Here is an 18,484-nt window from a genome sequence, read left to right as displayed (position 1 = left end):
CACATTATGGATTCACACTCTGTACTTTCAAACATGCTGCTCTTTATGGCGGCCGCTGTCGTTGCGGTGCCGCTCGCGACGCGACTCGGGCTGGGCAGCATTCTGGGCTACCTGATCGCCGGCGCAGTCATCGGGCCATCGGGCCTCAAGCTGATCTGGAACGTCTCCGATATTCTGACGCTGTCTGAATTTGGCGTTGTGCTTCTGCTCTTTATTATCGGGTTAGAGCTACGTCCCGGGCGCTTATGGAACATGCGGCGCGACATCTTCGGGTTCGGGCTCATGCAGATCATTTTTTGCATGCTGGGTATTGGGGGCGCACTTCTCGCCTACGGCGTGAGCGGCAGCGCGTTGGCGATTTTATCGTTCGGGTCTGCCTTGTCTTCGACAGCGTTTGCGTTGCAGCTGCTGCGCGAAAAACACGAGCTCAATACAAGCTATGGTCGGGCAGCCTTTGCAGTCTTACTGTTTCAGGATATCGCGGTAATACCCGTTTTGGTCGCAATTCCGTTTTTGACCACGGCGCCTGCCACGCCAGGCCATAGTTCGCCGGGGTTTCTCGCGGGGCTCGGCGCGCTTGCCGCGGTGCTTGTCGGCGGCAAATACCTCGTGCGGCCTTTTTTTCGTGTCATCGTGCGCGCTGAAAGTCGAGAGCTCTTCACAGCGGCCTCGCTGCTCATGGTTTTTTCTGTCGCTGCTCTCATGGAGCATGCGGGCTTCTCGATGGCGTTCGGCACGTTCGTCGCGGGCGTATTACTCTCAGAATCAGAATACCGCCACGAACTTGAGGCGAGTATCGAACCCTTCAAAGGTTTATTGCTGGGCCTGTTTTTCATGGCTGTTGGCATGAGCATCGACTTCTCGCTGCTGCTCAACCAACCCCTTTTGGTATTCGCTGCAGTTGCAGCGCTCATGGCAATTAAAGTCGTTGCGATCTATGGGGCAGGGCAGCTCTTTCGCTACGACAAAGAGGCGTCGCGCAATATCGCTTTTTTGATCTGCCAGGGCGGCGAGTTTGCTTTCGTACTTTTTAAGCTGGCTGCAGGCAAGAACCTCTTCACGCCTGAGACCGCAGCGCTGGCTAACGTTGTGGTGGCGGTGAGTCTTGTAGCCACGCCGTTCGTGTTTGCGTTCAACCAGCGCTTTCTGCGCTCCAGGTTCGCCGCTTCGCCTTGGAAATTTGATGAAGTGCCGAATGAAGGCAGCCCGGTAATTCTGGCGGGGTTCGGTCGTTACGGCCAGATTATCGGCCGCATGCTGAGGCTTAACGAAATCGATTTTACGGCGCTCGAGGTCGATTACGAGCAGGTGCAGACCGTGCGCAAATTTGGCAGCAAGGTCTATTATGGCGATGCGAGCCGGCTCGATCTGCTCGAGGCGGCCGGGGCCGCCAATGCCAAAATATTCGTGCTGGCGGTCGACGATATAGAAGCGTCGGTCGAAATTGCCCGAATTGTCAAGCAGCACTTTCCGCATCTGAAGCTGATCGCGCGCGCACGCAACCGCGCGCATGCACATGAGCTTATCGACGTTGGGGTCGACGATCTGCGGCGCGAAACTCTTGCTTCGAGTTTAGAAACAGCGCATGTGATGCTGCGCGAGCTCGGCTTCAGTGAAAAACGCGCAGACCAGATGGTGCGCACCTTTCGCAAACACGACGAAGAGATGCTGCATGCGCAGAGGAAATACCGTGACAATGAGAAGCTTTTTGTCGATTATTCGAACCAGGCAGGTCTGCAGCTCGCCGAAGTCTTTCGGCAAGATGCAATCGCTGAAGAAAAAGATTGACCGGCGTGTTGAGGGTGAGACTATCTCCCCCTATGAAAAAAGCACTCAAGATTCTGAAGAAATGCCTGATAGGGCTAGGCATACTGATCGTCGTCGTGATGGTCGGTGGTTTCATCGCCATCAAGGCAGTGGTCACGAAAGACTTTGTCGCCACAAAGATTGAAGAGAATATCAACGGCCGCGTCGAAATTCAAGACATCTCGGTGCCGATTTGGGCTGCTTTTTCGGGCATCACGATCGACGGCTTCAAGATTGGCTACCGTGACGCAGAGGTCGCTAAGCCCATGGCAGAACGCACGCCGATGAAAGGCGAGGTAATTGGCTTCAAAAAATTCAATTTTCAGGTCGCGATCGGCGCGCTCATCACTTCATTCGGTAAGAAATTCGAACTTAAATCGCTGCTCTTCACTGAGCCGGTGGCGCATATCGTGCTCGGCAAAAACGGTGGCAATAACCTGCAGCCGCTGCTGCTGAAACCCAAGACCAAAGAAGAACTGGCAAAAGAAGCAGAAGAAGCTGCCGCCAAAAAAGAAGAAGATAAAAAGGCCGCGGCGAAAAAAGCCGCCGAAAAGAAAAACAAAGAACCCGCAAAACCTTTTGATATCCGCGAAATACCGACTGAGATCAAAATGGGAAAAATAGGCATTGAAAAAGGTTTCTTCACAGTCAACGTCGAATCGCTTGGCCAGACGCTGAAGGTAAGCGGAGTGAATGTTTACCTGCGCGACACACATATCGACCCAAAAAATCTCGAAAAACATAACCACATCGGCCTCACCACACAGTTCGTGCTCGAACTGCAAGAATCAAAAGGCGGCGGAGTGAAGTCATTCAAGATCGCATTTGACCTTGCGGGTGCTATCAATCCGTTCAACCCCAAGACCGGTGGCCCGGCAGAATCTGTTATGCTGAAAATGGGCTTGCTGGAAGGCAGCTTCGTGACCGGCCTCTCAATCTTTGAAAAGCTGAAAGGGCAGACCGAAATGCTGAACAAGATTGGCATCAAACTGGGCTTTCTCGGCGAAACGCAGACGCTTTCACGGGACGCGTACGCGACGATTACCTATGGCGGTGGCGTCGTGCGCATCAAAGAGCCGCCTGCGCTCATCACAAAAGACTTTGAGTTTCGCCTGACGGCTGAAGACTATGTTAACGTAAAATCTCTGGACCACAAGATGCGCGGCGATTTCTCGCTCGCAGCGCAGCACACAAAAACTGTCGAATCTGATCTCGATAAGTCGATTGGAGCGGCCGTAACGCCTGCGCTGGCGCAGGTTCCAGAGCCAGCCCGCAAGGCAGTGGCAGATGGCCTCGCACCCGAGAAGATTCGTGCACAGGTGCTGGCGCCGGCGATGAAAAACGGCCTGATCACTTTTGGCATCGATTCGAGCGGCACTATCTCTTCGCCTAACGTGAAGGTGGTGCGGCCTGAGTTCCCGAGCCTCAAAGATCTGATCTCGAACGAGATCAAAAAAGGTACGGGCAATCTGACAGGTGCGATCACCGGCCAGCTGAACGCTGCAAAAGATAAGGCTGTGGGCGAGGCGAAGGCCAAGGCCGATGCCGCGAAAAAAGCAGCTGAAGAAGAAGCCAAGCGTAAAGCGCAAGAAGAGCTCAAGAAGAACATGCCCAAGATTCCGGGGTTCTGATATCTCCCCGGCATTTACACAACGCCTGACGTGAAAGACGTAATACTTTACGTCTTTCTGTTCGGGCTATATGCTGTGCTGGGCCTGCTATTTTTCGGCGGTGACGCGGCAGCGCGCGCGGCCGCGCCGACGTGGCAGGCTCTTGGACAAAATCTGGTGCTTTTTGGCTGTGCTGCAGCCGTCGCACGCTGGTCGGTAATGGCGTTTAAGCCGCGAGCGCATCGGCTGCTAGATGGCCAGAAAATAGTCGGCATTGAAGAGGCGGGCCCCGACACGGTTCTCGACATCGTGCAACCCAAAACTCTCAAGCGCGAAACGCAAAAACCAAAACTGAAACGCCGCCGGCGCATTTAATCACGGTTATCCTTTAACTCCGCCTGCGGGTTAAAGAGTTGCTTCAATTGCACTTGACGCATTGCATAAATTGCTATATTATGTCGCATCTTTCATGGTTCGACATCCCTCAGCACAAGTGATTCGACGTAGCACCGAAAATGGGGGCGTTAAGAGCGCCAGCCCCCAGGTGGTGCGAAGCTTGCCGTTCGGTGGCGCAAAATCTCGCTTACCCGGCTTTCGCCGCATTCGCACGCTCATCATCGTCGCCGCAATCGTGCTGACGGCAGGCCTTGGCTATGCAGTTTTTTATCCGACGCTCGGCATTCGGCAGAACCTTGCCGAAGAAGAATTTCAGAAAGCCTGGTTGCTCTACCAAGACCGCAAGTACGACGCCGCGATTGAGAAATTCTCGCAGGCGTTGTTGATCAACCCGCAGTTTCACTGGGCGCGCCGCTTTCTGGCGCAGGCTTATTTTATGTCGGGGCAGACTTCAGAAGCAATTGAGGAGTTCGAAACTCTCGCGCGCGCAATGCCGCATGATATGACTTTGCGCAATCGCCTCGAAGCTCTAAACCTCGGCGAAGCGGCGCAGGGTGATGGCACCACCGAATTCTTGCGCATCGTACCGCGAACGCAGGGCTACCGTTACAACCGCCCGACTTTCGTCGGAGCGCTGCAGTCAGACCAGATGGCGGTCTTGTCGCTGGGTAATTTTGAAATCGGCAATATGGTTTCATTTTCAGCGCAGGGCGAGCCGGTTGAAAACCGCCACCGTGTTTCGGGCAGGCTCAACTATCCGATGGCGTTTGCACAGAGCGACAGTGAAATCTGGATCACTGATTTTCGCGACGACCGCATTCACCGGCTCGACAAGAATGGTAAGCGTTATCTCGCATACCTTTTCAACCCCGATGCAGTCGGTTCCACAGGTGAAGGCGAACTGCAGTTCAGAGCACCCGCGGGTATCTGCCACCGTGCCGGAGAATTCATCGTCGCCGATTCGGGTAACAACCGCCTGCAGCGTGTCGATGAAAGCGGCAAGTTTATCGCCTTCATCTCACGCCCTGAAGATTCAGATGCGCTGCAGACGCCATTTGGCCTGTGGTGTAACGAAGAGTCCATCTGGCTGACCGAATCGGGGGCAGGGAGGGTCACCCAGCTCGACCGGTACGGCAATGTCGTGAAAGAATTCTCTCCGCCTGAACTGAAAAAACCGCGCCACATCACATGGGACGAAGACCAGCAGCTCTTCACGATCGCCGACGAAAGTTCAGGCATTCTGTTTATGAACCCGGCCGGCTCGATTGTGCGTAAGACGACGGGCTACAACAGCCCGACGGGAAAATTCGTCACCTTCGCGCGGCCTTACGCTGCCACGTACGACGCCTTTCGCAATCTTTACGTCGCCGACTACGGTTCGAGCGAAGTCGTGCAGTTTGCTCCTGTAAGTGAAAAGTTCGGCCAGCTCTACATGCAGGTTGAGAAGGTCAACGCGGCCAGGTTTCCATCGGTGGGGGTGTACGTGACCGTTTCGGCCTCACCGCTGACGATGGGTAAGTCGGCGTTGCCGCAGTACCTCACAGAGCTCAGGCCCGAAGACTTCAAGATATTTGAGAACGATGCGCCGGTGGGTAACCTGGGTACACAATACCTCGGCCAGTTCGATCAGGTCTTGCAGGCTGCCATAGTGATTTCGCGGTCAAAGCGCATGCAAGAATATGAGACGCAGATTCCCTGGGTGCTCGATCACCTGCTGACGAAAATTCGCGAGAAAGACCGGTACCGCATCATGAGCCATGGTAGCGACGTGCGCACCGAGTCTGACTTTATTTCGTCGCGCCTGAAAATTCTGCAATCGGTGAAAATGGCTCTCGCCGAAAACCAGCTCAGCGAACAAACGGTCGGTTCAATGAGCAGTGCAATTTACGATGCGGTCGGCGAGCTTATCTCGCGCGAGGGCAAGCGCGCGGTCATTTATCTGACCGACGGTTCGGCCGACGACGATGCCCTGACACCATACAGCAAAGACCGACTAGTCGATTATGCGCGGGCGAATCATATTCCCGTTCACGTCATTTCGTTCGAACACCCGCAATCGGCCGCCGTTGCAGGCGCGCGTGAAGCCCTGCAAGACCTTGCAAAACGCACGGGCGGCAGTTACCACCGGGCACTCGAGATTGACCCGAATATCGATGCAATACTGCGCGGACAAAAAGAAGTACGGTATGTGCTCAGCTATCAAAGTTTTGCCAGAAAACAGATGCGAGGTCAATACGTCGATCTGCGCGTCAGCGCGCGCTTTCGTGAGCGCCGGGGCCTTGACCTGAGCGGGTATTTTATTCCATGAAACGGCTGCAAAGAAACGGGTGTTTTCTGCTGGCCCTTATCGTGCTCTGTGCTCTCGGCGCAGCCGAGCAATCGGCGCAGTATTATTACGATCAGGCCGTCGGCATAGACAAAAGCGGCGACACACTGAAGGCGACCGACATGGTGCGCGAGGCGCTGCGCAAGAACGGCAACCATGTACCGTCGCTGTTGCTGATGGCCCGCCTGTCGCAGCAGGCGCAGCAACCGAAGCTCGCGTCGCAGCTCATTACCAAGGCGCTCGGTTTAGAAAAACAGAACGAAGCCGCCTTCATTCTCTGCGCCAGAGTTGAGTATGCGCTGCGCAACACCCCTGCGATGGAAAACTGCCTCGCGCAGGCTGAAAAGCTGAAGCGCAACAATGCCGATGCGCAATCGCTGCGCGCGCAGCTTTTGATCGATGGTGGGCAATTTTCGATTGCGCGGCGAAAAATCGAGGGTATTCTGCGCGATAACCCGGGCCACACAGAGACACAGCTGCGGCTCGCCTCACTTTATCTCAAGCTCAGGCAGTTTGAAAAGGCCGAAGCACAGTTTCGAAAAGTGCAGACTCTTTTGCCCGAGAGCAGCGAACTCGCTGTTGCGATAGCCCGGGCCAGGCTCGACGCTTACTTTGAATCGGCGAGGCTCAATCTTTTTGCCTCTTCAGAAGAAAGTTCGGTCAAGGCGCTCGATGCGCTGCGCCACGCACACGCCAATAACCCCGAAAACCTCGCGGTTAACCTGATGCTCGCGCAGCTTCTGGCAGTCACAAACCGCTGCAGCGAAGCAGGCGAATACCTCGCGCGTGTTGCCGGGGCCGACGCCGAATCACGAAGTATTGTCGCCTATGTGTCGCTTTGCGCCCCCGGTTCTGAGCAGGCTGTCAAATTGCTCGGCGATTTCGTTCGCCGCAACGAAGACGATGACCTCGCACGCCACCAGTACGAACTGACGCTTGTGGCGCAGAACAAGCGCCGCGAAACGGCAGCGACCACCAAAGCCGCACGCTACCACCGGCAGATCGCCAAACGCGAGTCTGACCGCAACGCAGACGAGTTTGCGCTCAGCGAACTCAGGTGGACTGAATTTCTTTTTCCTGCGTATATCGAAGCGCACCGCGACCTCTTGAAATATTTCAGGCAGCGAAAAGATTTTGAACGCCTCGCCGATGAACTTACATTCTTACGCGACTCAACCGGCGATCAGGCTTACCGCGAAATGTTCGAGCAATTCGAAATTGAATCGCGCGACCTGTGGTACCGTAAGGCGGGCGTGACTCAGCCTGAGCGCGTGAAAAACCTGTTACCAGTGCATATCTTTCCGTTCAGAGTGAAAAATCCGCTCAATGACCACCCGCTCGGCGGAGTTGCAGTCGCCGACCGAACCCGCGTCGCGCTGCAAGACTTTGGCCGCGTGCGTTCGATTTCGCGCGAAATGGCTGCCCTGCCTCAGGCCCAGGCATTTTCACCTGAAAATCTGCGCAGGCTGAGGCAAACCTACAGCGACGCCCTCAAGGGTGAGGCCAACACCGAGGCGTTTCAGCGCCGCACACTCAGCCTCGTCTTAACCGGCGAAGTCAGCGAACTTATGCACGGTATCGAAGTCATCGCAGAACTCGTCGATGCCGAAACCGGCATTCGCGTCGCAGAAATACGCTTCAAGGCCGAGGGCCGCGAATACCTGAACAAGGCGGCTGTGCGCCTCGCTGAATTTGTCTACGCAAATGCACCGGTAAGCGCCAACGTGCTCAAAATTCTCGACGACGACCAGATTCTCGTTAACGCCGGCAAACGCGACGGCATCACGAATGCGACAAAATTTGTCGTCACCGACAAACTCGGCAAGGCGCTTGAGTTTAAAATAGAACAGAAGGATTTCGATATCTTACGCGCCCGTTCGACTGATGCCATGGCAACGCGCCACCTGAAGGCAGGTGATGTGGTGAGAGTCCTCACCCCCCCGGCCCCCCTCTCCACGAAGTAGAGAGGGGGGGCAAAACAGTCTTACCAATTTTAGTAGAACCGCCTTTCACCCCCCTCTCCATGTTATGGTGACCCAACGGGTCTCCGTCTTCGGCGAGGGGGCAGGGGGTGAGGATGAAACGACTCTTAGTTAAAGTAGAAAATCGCGCCGACGGCCCAGCTTTGCAGGCCGAAGTAGGTTGATTTGTCATCTACATCGGCAGGATTAGAATTAGTATCTGGATTCGTCGTGCCTGAGGCCCAGCCTACTGTTGTCTTGCCGAAAACATGAAACTGGTCATTGATTGGGACTTGCAAGCCCAGTGCAGCAAATACGCTAATGTAGCTACCTGTGCTTTTTCCCTCAGTGGTAAGGCCATCTACTCGCGTAGTTTTTGTCGTTGCTGATGTGGGGGCGAAACCAACTCCCGGCGCTATGTAAAGATCCATCGCGTTAAGTTTCACGAGATAAAGTGGAATTTCCAGACCGAAACCCCATGCAGTACGCGACACTTCAGTTGTCTTGGTTTGTGTTGCTATTGTATTGTTTGTGTTGTCAGTTGTCGTCGCCGTATAAAAACCTACTGAAGGCGCAATTGCAATCATGTCAGTGAGATGGTAACGCAGACCTACCGTGGGCATTCCACCAAAGTTTGGTGCGCCGGGGCCATCATTCATTGAGCGTGTCGTCCACGTTCCCAGCGAACCTGCAAAACTGAAATCCATACCAAATTTGCCGGCCTTGACTGCGCCGAAGCTCGACGTTGTAGCTGCCAGCATCAGCGCTGAAGCGAAAATGATTTTCTTCATGTTGTCTCCTTAAAAACTTTTTCTTTTTCGGCCCGAAGACCGCTGTCGTGACAATATATCCTCGCGGATACTATGTCAATGCCAATAGACGACGGGCGCGGGGCATGTAAAGATATAAATGTCTATATATCCATATTCGGCTTTGTAGGGGTAGGTTTAAACCTACCCCTACAAAGGGTATCGCGCGATTTTCGCATGGGGTGTTATGACCCCTACATACCCTTTTTCAACATGTCACGCATCCGCGCAAAATGCCGGTCGACCGTGACGATATGGCAATTGTGGTATTCGGCTGTCGCAAAAATCAGTGTATCGAAATTCGAAACTGTGAGCCCGTTCGCGCGAAAGAGGCGGGCGCGTGTCGCAGCAAGTTGCCAGACCTCGTCGGTGATCGGCAAAAGCGGAAGCACCTCGAGGTAGTCTTGAAGAAGTTTGAATTCCTCACTTTTTTTGAGGCCTGCGCTGAGTTCGAGCACTACCGGTTGGCATAGCGCCGCGCGGCCTGAGCGCAGCGCCGATTCGACGCGTGCTTTTGCGTCGCCGCGGCCATGCTTGCGCCAGGCTTCAATTAAGGCTGATGTCTCGAGTAGTATCAAGGTCTCTCATTTCGCGCAGGTCGTCTTGTGTCATGAAATCGCTGAAAGTGCCGAGTTGGTCGACCAGGCGCTCGATTTTGTAGCGGCGGGCGAGTTCGTCGAGCGCCAGAATGACAGCTTCGCGCTTGGTGCGCAGGCCATAGAGGTTCTGTACGGTGGTAAACTTCTCTTCGGGAATATCCAAAGTCGTTTTCATATGGATAAATATTGTGATTTATATGGATAGTCAACGGAATTTGCTATTTCGCCATGTGTTGAGGATTTAGGTTTTATCTGCATTTATTGCGGTGGGGTATTTTGACGGGTCTGCTCATCACGGTCATTCCCGCGTACCCTTCGACCGTGCTCAGGGCAAGCGCGGGAATCTAGAGGCATGTACATGAGCCTAGATGCCCGCTTTTGCGGGCATGACCTTGGCGGCGGTGTTTGGTGGTATTGTCATGAGTTGCGTATGTGCGGCCAAGAACCGCCTGGTTTGGCGCAGGCCTCGGGGGCGGCAAAAATGGCCTGACGCAGCGGAAAGCCTCGGATATCGTGAGGGGCGGTAGGCCCCCACCGTCATTCCCGCGAAAGCGGGAATCTATAGTCATGTAAACGAAACGAGCCTAGATGCCCGCTTTTGCGGGCATGACCTAGATGGCTTTGTTTGGTGGTGTTGTCATGCGTTTCGGATGTGCGGCCAAAAATCGCCTCCGCCTCGCAGGCCTCGGCGTTTCCGTAGGAAACGCCTGCTAAAGCGGCTGCGCCTGCCAGCGAGGCGGATTCGGGCTTTGCCCGAACCAGCGATTTTTGGCCTTTGGTGCGCTGCGCACAAAAAAAGTGTTGACGGCGGGTGCGAAAACGACGAGAAAACTATCAGGTAGTGAATAGTTTTCCGGGCTAACACCCGGCAATTGAAACTAAAGGAGGAAACTATGGAAATTACCCAAAATATCTCGGCGATTGGCAACATGGTATTGCGCAATCCGAAGGTGGCTGCTGAGCTTTTCCCTTCGGCAATCGCAGGTTATGTGCTGCAACACGGCCATAACAACACGCTCGATGTGGTCTCTGGCCATGCCGTGCACTACGACTGGACTTATTCGAACTTTGGAAACCCCGAGTTCAAGACGCTCTACCGCCGCGCGTACAAAGGGCAGTGGGATGCAGAAGACCTGCCGTGGCATACCAACGTCGACCCGTTCAACCCGAACATCGCGATTATACCTGAGCGCCTCGTGCCGGGTTTTGGCGAAAAGTTCTACCCGAAAGATCTGCGCGAGCGCCAGAAGATTCAGCACTCTGCCATAAGCTTTTTGCTCTCGCAGTTCTTGCACGGCGAGCAGGGCGCACTCTACATCGCGGGTGAAACCGTCGAAGCGAGCCCGTGGTTTGACGCGAAACTCTACGGTTCGACACAGGTCGTCGACGAAGGCCGCCACGTCGAGGTGTTTGCGCGCTATCTGCAGCAGAAGCTTGAAAAGCTATACCATGTGAACGATAACCTCTTTGTGATTCTGCGTTCGATCACCGCAGGTTCAGACTGGGACCTGAAGTTTTTGGGGATGCAGATCATGATCGAAGGTTTGGCGCTCGGCGCATTCGGTACGCTTTATAAGTTTACTGAAGAGCCGCTCTTAAAGCAACTCTTGAAGCAGGTAATTTCTGACGAAGCGCGCCACGTGCACTATGGTGTTGTCGCGCTGCGCGACTATTTCACGAAAGAAATTTCAGAAGCCAAGCGCCGCGAGCGCGAAGACTGGGCGTATGAAGTGGCTATCATGCTGCGTAACCGCTTTCACTTTCTCGAAATCCATGAGGAGTTCTACGGCCAGTCGATCAACCGCAAAGACTGGCTGCACCTGCTCGAAACCTCAGAGATGATGAGCGAGTTCAGAAAGCAGCTCTTCACGCGCATGATTCCGAACCTGAAGGCGATTGGTCTGCTCAGCGATCGTATCCGTCCGAAATATGCCCAGCTGGGTATTTTGAAATACGAAAACGAGCGCTCTGCCGATCACCTGACAGCAGACGATCTTCTCAAATAAGAGTTTACCGGCGGGGCTGCATCGCAGCCCCGTGGTAAATCATGAAAACTCCATCGAAGAATTTCAGCGAAATTATCTCGCAGGGCGAAGACGAAAAGTTTGCCGCCTATACCACCAAACTCAGGGCTATTCAAAAAGCCAAATCGAAGAAATACGGCAAAGGGCGCCTATTGCACCGTAAGGGCCTGTTGGCGTTGAAGGCCGAGTTCACTGTCAACGCGAACTTGCCCGACCATGCCGCACAGGGTATTTTCGCGACTCCCGGTAAGTACGATGCAGTTATTCGCCTTTCGAATGGCAGCCTTGAAATTCAGAGCGATAAGACTCCCGATATTCGCGGGTTTGCACTGAAGGTCAAGGGCATCAAGGGCAATTCAGTTATGACCGGTAAACCCACGACCGAGCAGGATTTTGTTATGATTAACCACACGACATTTTCTTCGGCGCGTGCCGAAGAGTTTCTTGATCTATTGCTGGCTCTCTCGTCTGGCGGCGGGGCGCTTTTGAAGCACCTCTACAAAACCTACGGTTTTCTGGGCATGTTCAAAGCGATGGCGCGTTTTGCCAAAGTCATTGGCAAGAAATTCACCAGCTTTGCGACCGAGACTTTCAGCACCGTGCTGCCGATCAGAAACGGGGATTATGCGGTGAAACTGCGTATTCGTCCGGTTTCAGAGCCTGCGGTGAAGGCCTCAAAGGCTGACCTCACGACCGATCTCAAAGCACACTTAAAATCCGCACCGCTGGAATATGCAGTCGAGCTGCAGTTCTATACCGATGCAGAAACGACGCCGATCGAAGATGCGTCGGCCGAGTGGCCAGAAAGTGCAACACCGTTCGTCACGGTCGGCAAGCTCGAAATCAAGGCGCAAGATCTTGAAGGCGCCCCGTACGATGCATTTGCCGCGAGCGTCGAACAGATGAAATTTGACCCGTGGAATGCGATTGAAGCACACAAGCCGCTCGGCAATATCATGCGCGCCCGTAAGCACGCGTACTACGCGTCACAGCAAGAACGAGGAGTGTAGTCCCCACCGCTATTTCATTCTGAACTCAGTGCGCCGGTTCTGTTCGTCGTAAGGCTTGCCCTTGCGGGCGACCACCGGCCGCGATTCGCCCGCACCCGAGACCGACAGGCGGTTTTCGGCGACGCCGTTCTTCACCAGCCAGTTGCGCACGCTCTCTGCGCGCTTCTCTGAAAGCGCCTGGTTGTATTCGGCTGTGCCCTTAAGGTCTGTGTGGCCAATGATTTCAAACTCGGCTTTGGGGTTCTGTTTCAAAAAATCCAGAATCAGCTTTAGGGTTGGCACCGACGAATTCTTCAGTCGCGCCGAGTCGAAATCAAAATAAATGGAACGGATATCGAGGCTCGCATTCTTTTGCATTTTCTTGAGGGGCAAGAGATACGTGCCCGCTTCGATCGTGGGCACGTCGGTGTCTTCGGTCGAAGGCAGGTAACCCGCCGATTTGCCGGTCAGGCGCACAATTTCTTCGCTCGTCACTTTTTTCGGTGCATCGAGTTCGATTGCATGGTTCGCGCCGCCGTTCTGTTCAGCGGTGTAGGCAGCGTCTTTCTCAGAATCGGCTTCGAGAACCTCTAGCCTCACATAGCCGCCAATTTTTTCTTTCGTATCGGCGTCGATCAGCTGAACCTGCCAGTGCTTTTGCGGCGGTTTGGGTTCTTCTTTCTTCACGACGGCTGGCTTCGGCTCTTGAATCGGTTCGATGTTCAGATCATAATCGTTCTTCTCGCGGTTGAACGTGCTCGAGATGAAATAATTTCCGTTCGAGACGGCGAGAAAAGCCTCATGCCCTTCGGTGTTGACATTGCCCCCTAGAAGTTCGGGTTCTGCCCAAACACCCTTGTCGAATCGTGTCTGCCATATATCCCACCCGCCTTTGCCGCCCGGTCGGCGCGAAGAAAAATAATACCGTGTGTTGTCTTCGCCCGGCACGAGCGCAGTTTCCTGGTTGCCAGAATTTATATGAGGAGGCAGGTCTTCAATGGTGTTGCCGCTCGACTTGAGATCGAGCACGCGAATACGCGAGCGCTGCATGTCGCCAAAAGGCCAGCTGCTGAAAAAAAGATACCTGCCGTCACGGCTGAGCGAAGGTGATTTCTCATTCCAGGGAGTGTTGATCTCTTGCACAGGGCGCGGGTTTGACCAGGTTTTGCCATCCCACTGCGCCAGATAAATATCGAAGCTCACGCGCACCCGGCCCTGCGCATCTTTGGGCAGTTCGATGCTGCCGTCACGGTCAGAGGCGAACAGCAGAATCTTGCTGTCGGCGCTGAGGTAGGGCGTCTCGTCATTAAACTGCGAGTTGACCGAGTGCAGCGGCGTCGGCGACGACCATTTGCCGTCGACCAGTTTTGACATGTAGAGATGCGAGAAGCCCCCCTTGCCAGAGGCGCGCGTCGATGAGAAGATCATCGTCTTGCCATCGGCGCTGAACGTCGGGGCGAATTCTTGCGCAGCCGTGTTGATCGCCTCGAGCGCCGGCTGCTGCCGAATTTCGGCGGCGGCGAGCACATCGAAAAGCGCGTTGGCGGCAATGAGTAGCCGCGCAGACAGAATTAGCCTCATAGTTGTTGTTCGGACGTTTGCCGTAGGGCTGAAGTGTTTTTTTCGGCCAGGCATGAGAAAAAAGAGGCATTTTTTGGTATTTAATAGATAGAGGGGTATCTATGCTGACGACGAGTGTGTCATTGCCCGAAAATGAGGCGGTTTTGTGGAGGAAACGACAAAGAAGTATTTTGAGGCTCGCGGTGCGGTCGCTCAGGGTGCAGCTGCGCGGGAAGGCGGTGCGCCGGGGTGTAAAGCGGAGTTATAACCGTGTGCCCGGTGAGTTTTTGGTGGTCACGACGCGGTTTACTGAGGCGGAGTATGATACGTTGCACATGGCCGCGGCGTCGATGCGTGTGAGTGTCTCCTGGCTTGTATATCAGCTGATATTATTATGGAAGAAACCAGCACGCAGAAATCGGCCGAATGCGCACGTGACTAACTATGAGCTGCACTTATGTATTTGGAGTCCCAATGCAGCCATTCTGACTGAATCTCTGCTATTCTACCCCAAAATCGCTGCCCCGGACGCACACACACAACCCGTTTATTTATCGACGCCTTAGCGCGAGGCGGCATCTGACCCCATGAGCGACCCCACTATGGAAATTCCCTGCCGACCTGTTAAACTCTCCAATGGAGACATAATACGGCTCTATGAAACTGCCGGCCCGCAGGGTTATGCCGCCGCGCAGGGCATTCCGAAGCGGCGTGAGAAGTGGGTCGCGGCGCGGCGGGCGGCGGGTGATAGATCCCCCACGCAGATGTACTATGCCAAAAAGGGCATTGTTACAGAAGAGATGCAATTTGTCGCGATGCGTGAAAATATGGCAGTTGATTTTGTCATGAGCGAGGTGGCGCGCGGGCGCGCGATTATACCGGCGAACATTAACCATACAGAGCTTGAGCCGATGATTATCGGGCGCAACTTTCTGGTGAAGATCAACGCGAACATTGGCAATTCGGCGCTCGCCTCGTCGATCGACGAAGAGGTCGAAAAGCTGCGCTGGGCAACTAGATGGGGCGCCGACACGGTAATGGATCTTTCGACGGGCAAGAACATTCACCAGACGCGCGAGCACATTCTGCGCAATTCTCCCGTGCCGATTGGTACTGTGCCGATTTACCAGGCGCTTGAAAAGGTCAAAGGCAAGGCCGAAGATCTGAACATTGATATTTTTCTGGAGACACTGGTCGAGCAGGCAGAGCAGGGTGTGGATTATTTCACCATACACGCCGGCGTGCTGCTTAAATATATTCCGCTGACGGCGAAACGTGTCACGGGTATCGTTTCTCGCGGCGGCTCGATCATGGCGAAATGGTGCCTGGCGCACCACAAAGAAAATTTTCTCTATACGCATTTCAATGAAATCTGCGAAGTCATGAAAAAGTACGACGTGTCGTTTTCGCTGGGCGATGGGCTGCGGCCCGGGTCAACGGCTGACGCGAATGACGAGGCACAGTTTGGCGAGCTGCGCACATTGGGCGAACTCACCAAAGTCGCCTGGAGCCACGATGTGCAGACCATGATCGAGGGGCCGGGGCATGTGCCGATGCACCAGATCAAAGAAAACATGGACCTGCAGCTCGAGATCTGCCACGAAGCACCGTTCTATACCCTGGGGCCACTCGTCACCGATATCGCGCCGGGGTATGACCACATCACTTCGGCGATTGGCGCGGCGATGATTGGTTGGTTTGGCACGGCGATGCTCTGTTACGTGACGCCCAAAGAGCATTTGGGGCTGCCCGATAAAGACGACGTCAAGACGGGCGTCATCACCTATAAAATCGCCGCGCACGCTGCTGATTTAGCAAAGAACCATCCCGGCGCACGTGATCGCGACGACGCGCTCTCAAAGGCAAGGTTTGAATTTCGCTGGGAAGACCAGTTCGATCTCTCGCTCGACCCTGAAACGGCGCGCAAATACCACGACCAGACGTTGCCGCAAGACGGCATGAAGAAAGCCCACTTTTGTTCCATGTGCGGCCCGCACTTCTGTTCGATGAAGATCACGCAAGATGTGCGCGAGTTGGCTGAGCAGGGTATGGCAGAAAAATCACAGGAGTTCAAGGAAAAAGGCAGCGAGATCTACGTCTGAGCGGCAGGCAGAAATCGCTTTGCCGATTGCGAAAATCGCCGACAATTAAGCATGGAAATCCGTCGCGCGCTTGAATCATTTGTCTTACAAAAGAAGCTGACACCCCGCAAGCTCAGAAACCTGGTCACAGTTGCTACGACGGCCGAGCGCCTCGCCACCAGGCCCTATATCGAAAAGCGTGAGCTCGATCTGATCGTCGACCGGTTCGGCGTCGGCCCTGATGTCACGACCTGGGGTGATTTCTTTGCTTCAGAAATCGCGACTGACCACTGGGAAAAGGGGGATGCAGAATTTGAAAAAATCTGCGAAACCGTAATTTTCGACTTTATCGCCGCTTGTATGGTTTTTCCCGGCAGACCGGCGGCTTTCTTAGAGAGCGTCATGCATGAATACCACCAGAGCCTCGCGAAGTCGGCAGCCGATCGCGGCGCCGACGACCAGGAGAAAATTCATCTCGGTATTCTGGCGGGTTATTTCGAACAGATGGGCCTGAAACAAGAGAATTTGTCAGCGGCCGATACTGAATTCTTCGATTCGTTCAGCGTCAGAACGCGAACTGCGTGACTTAATCGGGTTTTACAAAACGCCCGAGCCATTTCCAGAAGCCATGCGCGTTTGGCTGTGCCAGAATGCGTACAATCGCCGCAGAGAGAATCTCGCGCGCCACCGCGATGTCGTCATGACCCGGTTCTTCTTTGGCCCTCTGGCATAGCAGGTCGACACGCGATTTCAGCCCTGCCATATCGTGGTGCTTCGCGGCCTCGGCAGCGGCCAGAACTGCGTAGGCTACCTGCTCCCTGAAGACGACCGTCCGTGAAATGAGCAGAATATCGCGCTTGCTGATTTTGCGAAAGGGGACGATGTCGAGCGTTGCCGTGAATTCGCAGCGGTAATGGGTAATGCTCTTGTCGGGCCCGACTTTGTAGGTCGCTTCTGGCATTTCGAGCGCGACTCGCGAATTGCGGTAATAATCCGTATCGACGATCACGAGCGCAAACTCCGATTCGTGTTTGACTGCGAAAACGCCCAAATCTGCGTCGAGAACGAAACCTTTATTGGCGTAAAGCTCGAACGTGCCATCATTTTTCTTTCGCAGTTCGCTCTTCATATTCAGCGGAGAGTTTTTCCAGCCGGGCTCTGAAATTGCGTAAACAAATTCACCGTTGCGTCTGCTGAATTCTGACAACAATTCGGGAAAGTATTTTTCGAGTACATAGCCGGCTGTGGCTTTGTGCGCGATATAGGGTATGTATGCTTCTGGATATTCGGCTTTGGCGTAGGTGTCTGAAATAAACCGCAGAAATTCGGCGAAGGGTTTTTCGTAGGGTATCAGCATAATGGTAACTTCGAACTCCTCAGACTGCGGCGGGTTCAGGGGGCCGCGCCGCTGAAAATAGCCAGATACTGTACGTGATCCAGAGAATATCTGAGCCGAGCAGATGTACGATCTGCATATAGGCGGGGGCGCTCAGCACGATGTTCGCGATACCGATGATACCCTGAAGCGCGGCAAGAAAGGCCACGGCATCGCAGAGGTGCCACCTGCCGATCGTCTCTGCATTATATTCGTCGCGGCGCCTGACCGCGACTGCAAGAATATGACCGATCGTGAGTACCGCGATAAACGGGTGAATGTTTCTGAGTTTCAGATAAGTGTGCCCTTCGGTCACGATGCCTTTGGTGCCGGGAAAAAGCGTGTCGCCGAGCGCTGCGATCGCGCCGAACATGCCGGTAATGAGCAAAAGCGCGGCACCGATTAGTATAGCGCGGTTGCGCGTCAGACGGGGTGCGGCTTCGGTAGCGAGCGCTTTCACCGTCAATGCGAGCGCCGTCAGCAGCAGGTAGGTGTTACCGAGGTGTAGCGGCATCATCAGGCCGCGACCGATAGAGGCATCCATACCTACCCAGCGAAACAGCACGAGCGACGCGCCGAGCAGACCTTCGCTGATAATGAAAAGCAGCGAGAAGAGTGCCCAGCGCCGGGCAGGTTGGTTTTGTGGCCTGCCGCGCATGACACCCAAAACCAGCGCCAGCACGAAGAGTCCCGAAAGGCCGCTCGTCAGCCGGTGCGTGTATTCAATGGTCTTTGCATGGTTCTTGATGAGATCGCCGGGTACGACTTCGCCATCGCAGGTCGGCCAGTGTTCACCGCAGCCGGCGCCAGAACCTGAAATGCGTACATAGGCGCCGAACAGAATCACGACCAGGGTATAGATCAGTACAAATACAGCATACTTGCGCATCAAGATAGAATTGGCTTTGGCGACAAAGGGGCAAGACTTACTTTGCCGCTTGCCCATGA

The 18,484-nt window shown here is 54.5% G+C and carries 15 protein-coding genes; 9 read left to right on the top strand and 6 right to left on the bottom strand.

The window, feature by feature from the left end; all coding sequences use genetic code 11:
* The first annotated feature begins 6 nt into the window (after positions 1–6).
* From TURPA_RS19265 to TURPA_RS19245, 5 genes are all read left to right on the top strand, one after another.
* A complete protein-coding gene (locus TURPA_RS19265) occupies positions 7–1,788 on the top strand; it encodes a monovalent cation:proton antiporter-2 (CPA2) family protein (RefSeq protein ID WP_041948715.1) in 1,782 nt (593 codons plus the stop codon).
* 32 nt (positions 1,789–1,820) lie between these two features.
* Positions 1,821–3,437 (top strand): DUF1997 domain-containing protein, encoded by a 1,617-nt coding sequence (locus TURPA_RS19260; RefSeq protein WP_014804940.1) that lies wholly within the window; start codon positions 1,821–1,823, stop codon positions 3,435–3,437.
* Positions 3,438–3,467: 30 nt separating this feature from the next.
* Complete coding sequence (locus TURPA_RS19255) at positions 3,468–3,791, top strand: hypothetical protein (RefSeq protein ID WP_014804939.1); 324 nt, start codon at positions 3,468–3,470, stop codon at positions 3,789–3,791.
* Positions 3,792–3,960: 169 nt separating this feature from the next.
* A complete protein-coding gene (locus TURPA_RS19250; protein ID WP_169314431.1) occupies positions 3,961–6,120 on the top strand; it encodes a tetratricopeptide repeat protein in 2,160 nt (719 codons plus the stop codon).
* Entirely contained in the window at positions 6,117–8,102 is a 1,986-nt protein-coding gene (locus TURPA_RS19245; protein ID WP_014804937.1) for a tetratricopeptide repeat protein, read from the top strand. Before TURPA_RS19250 ends, TURPA_RS19245 begins: the two co-directional genes overlap by 4 nt.
* A gap of 125 nt (positions 8,103–8,227) precedes the next feature.
* Here TURPA_RS19245 and TURPA_RS19240 read toward each other — a convergent pair whose 3' ends face one another.
* The 3 genes from TURPA_RS19240 to TURPA_RS19230 form a co-directional block, all read right to left on the bottom strand.
* The gene (locus TURPA_RS19240) at positions 8,228–8,890 is read right to left on the bottom strand and encodes an outer membrane beta-barrel protein (protein ID WP_014804936.1); all 663 of its coding nucleotides are present in this window, start codon (positions 8,888–8,890) and stop codon (positions 8,228–8,230) included.
* A 212-nt stretch (positions 8,891–9,102) separates the two neighbouring features.
* The gene (locus TURPA_RS19235) at positions 9,103–9,486 is read right to left on the bottom strand and encodes a PIN domain-containing protein (RefSeq protein ID WP_014804935.1); all 384 of its coding nucleotides are present in this window, start codon (positions 9,484–9,486) and stop codon (positions 9,103–9,105) included.
* The gene (locus tag TURPA_RS19230; RefSeq protein ID WP_014804934.1) at positions 9,455–9,682 is read right to left on the bottom strand and encodes a type II toxin-antitoxin system VapB family antitoxin; all 228 of its coding nucleotides are present in this window, start codon (positions 9,680–9,682) and stop codon (positions 9,455–9,457) included. The genes TURPA_RS19235 and TURPA_RS19230 overlap by 32 nt, the downstream gene beginning before the upstream one ends.
* A gap of 718 nt (positions 9,683–10,400) precedes the next feature.
* On the opposite strand from TURPA_RS19230, the gene TURPA_RS19225 reads away from it, so the two are divergent.
* Positions 10,401–11,513, top strand: a complete 1,113-nt coding sequence (locus tag TURPA_RS19225) for a ferritin-like domain-containing protein (RefSeq protein WP_014804933.1) — start codon at positions 10,401–10,403, stop codon at positions 11,511–11,513.
* A 41-nt stretch (positions 11,514–11,554) separates the two neighbouring features.
* Positions 11,555–12,541, top strand: coding sequence for a catalase family protein (locus TURPA_RS19220; protein ID WP_014804932.1), 987 nt, complete (start codon positions 11,555–11,557; stop codon positions 12,539–12,541).
* Between the two features lie 9 nt (positions 12,542–12,550).
* Here the strand turns inward: TURPA_RS19220 and TURPA_RS19215 are convergent, their stop codons facing one another.
* Complete coding sequence (locus tag TURPA_RS19215; RefSeq protein ID WP_014804931.1) at positions 12,551–14,101, bottom strand: OmpA family protein; 1,551 nt, start codon at positions 14,099–14,101, stop codon at positions 12,551–12,553.
* Positions 14,102–14,682: 581 nt separating this feature from the next.
* Here TURPA_RS19215 and thiC point away from each other — a divergent pair.
* Both thiC and TURPA_RS19200 read left to right on the top strand, forming a co-directional pair.
* Entirely contained in the window at positions 14,683–16,182 is a 1,500-nt protein-coding gene (gene thiC / locus TURPA_RS19205) for a phosphomethylpyrimidine synthase ThiC (RefSeq protein WP_014804929.1), read from the top strand.
* 51 nt (positions 16,183–16,233) lie between these two features.
* Complete coding sequence (locus TURPA_RS19200) at positions 16,234–16,746, top strand: hypothetical protein (protein WP_014804928.1); 513 nt, start codon at positions 16,234–16,236, stop codon at positions 16,744–16,746.
* Position 16,747: 1 nt separating this feature from the next.
* On the opposite strand, the gene TURPA_RS19195 is transcribed toward TURPA_RS19200, so the two are convergent.
* Positions 16,748–17,518, bottom strand: coding sequence for a hypothetical protein (locus TURPA_RS19195; protein ID WP_014804927.1), 771 nt, complete (start codon positions 17,516–17,518; stop codon positions 16,748–16,750).
* A gap of 19 nt (positions 17,519–17,537) precedes the next feature.
* Positions 17,538–18,425 carry a COX15/CtaA family protein gene (locus TURPA_RS19190; protein WP_041948712.1) on the bottom strand — a complete coding sequence of 296 codons (888 nt, stop codon included), beginning with the start codon at positions 18,423–18,425 and terminating at the stop codon, positions 17,538–17,540.
* Between the last annotated feature and the right edge of the window lie 59 nt (positions 18,426–18,484).

This window comes from Turneriella parva DSM 21527 (assembly GCF_000266885.1).
Lineage (GTDB): Bacteria > Spirochaetota > Leptospiria > Turneriellales > Turneriellaceae > Turneriella > Turneriella parva.
This window is presented reverse-complemented; position numbering and strand designations above follow the sequence as displayed.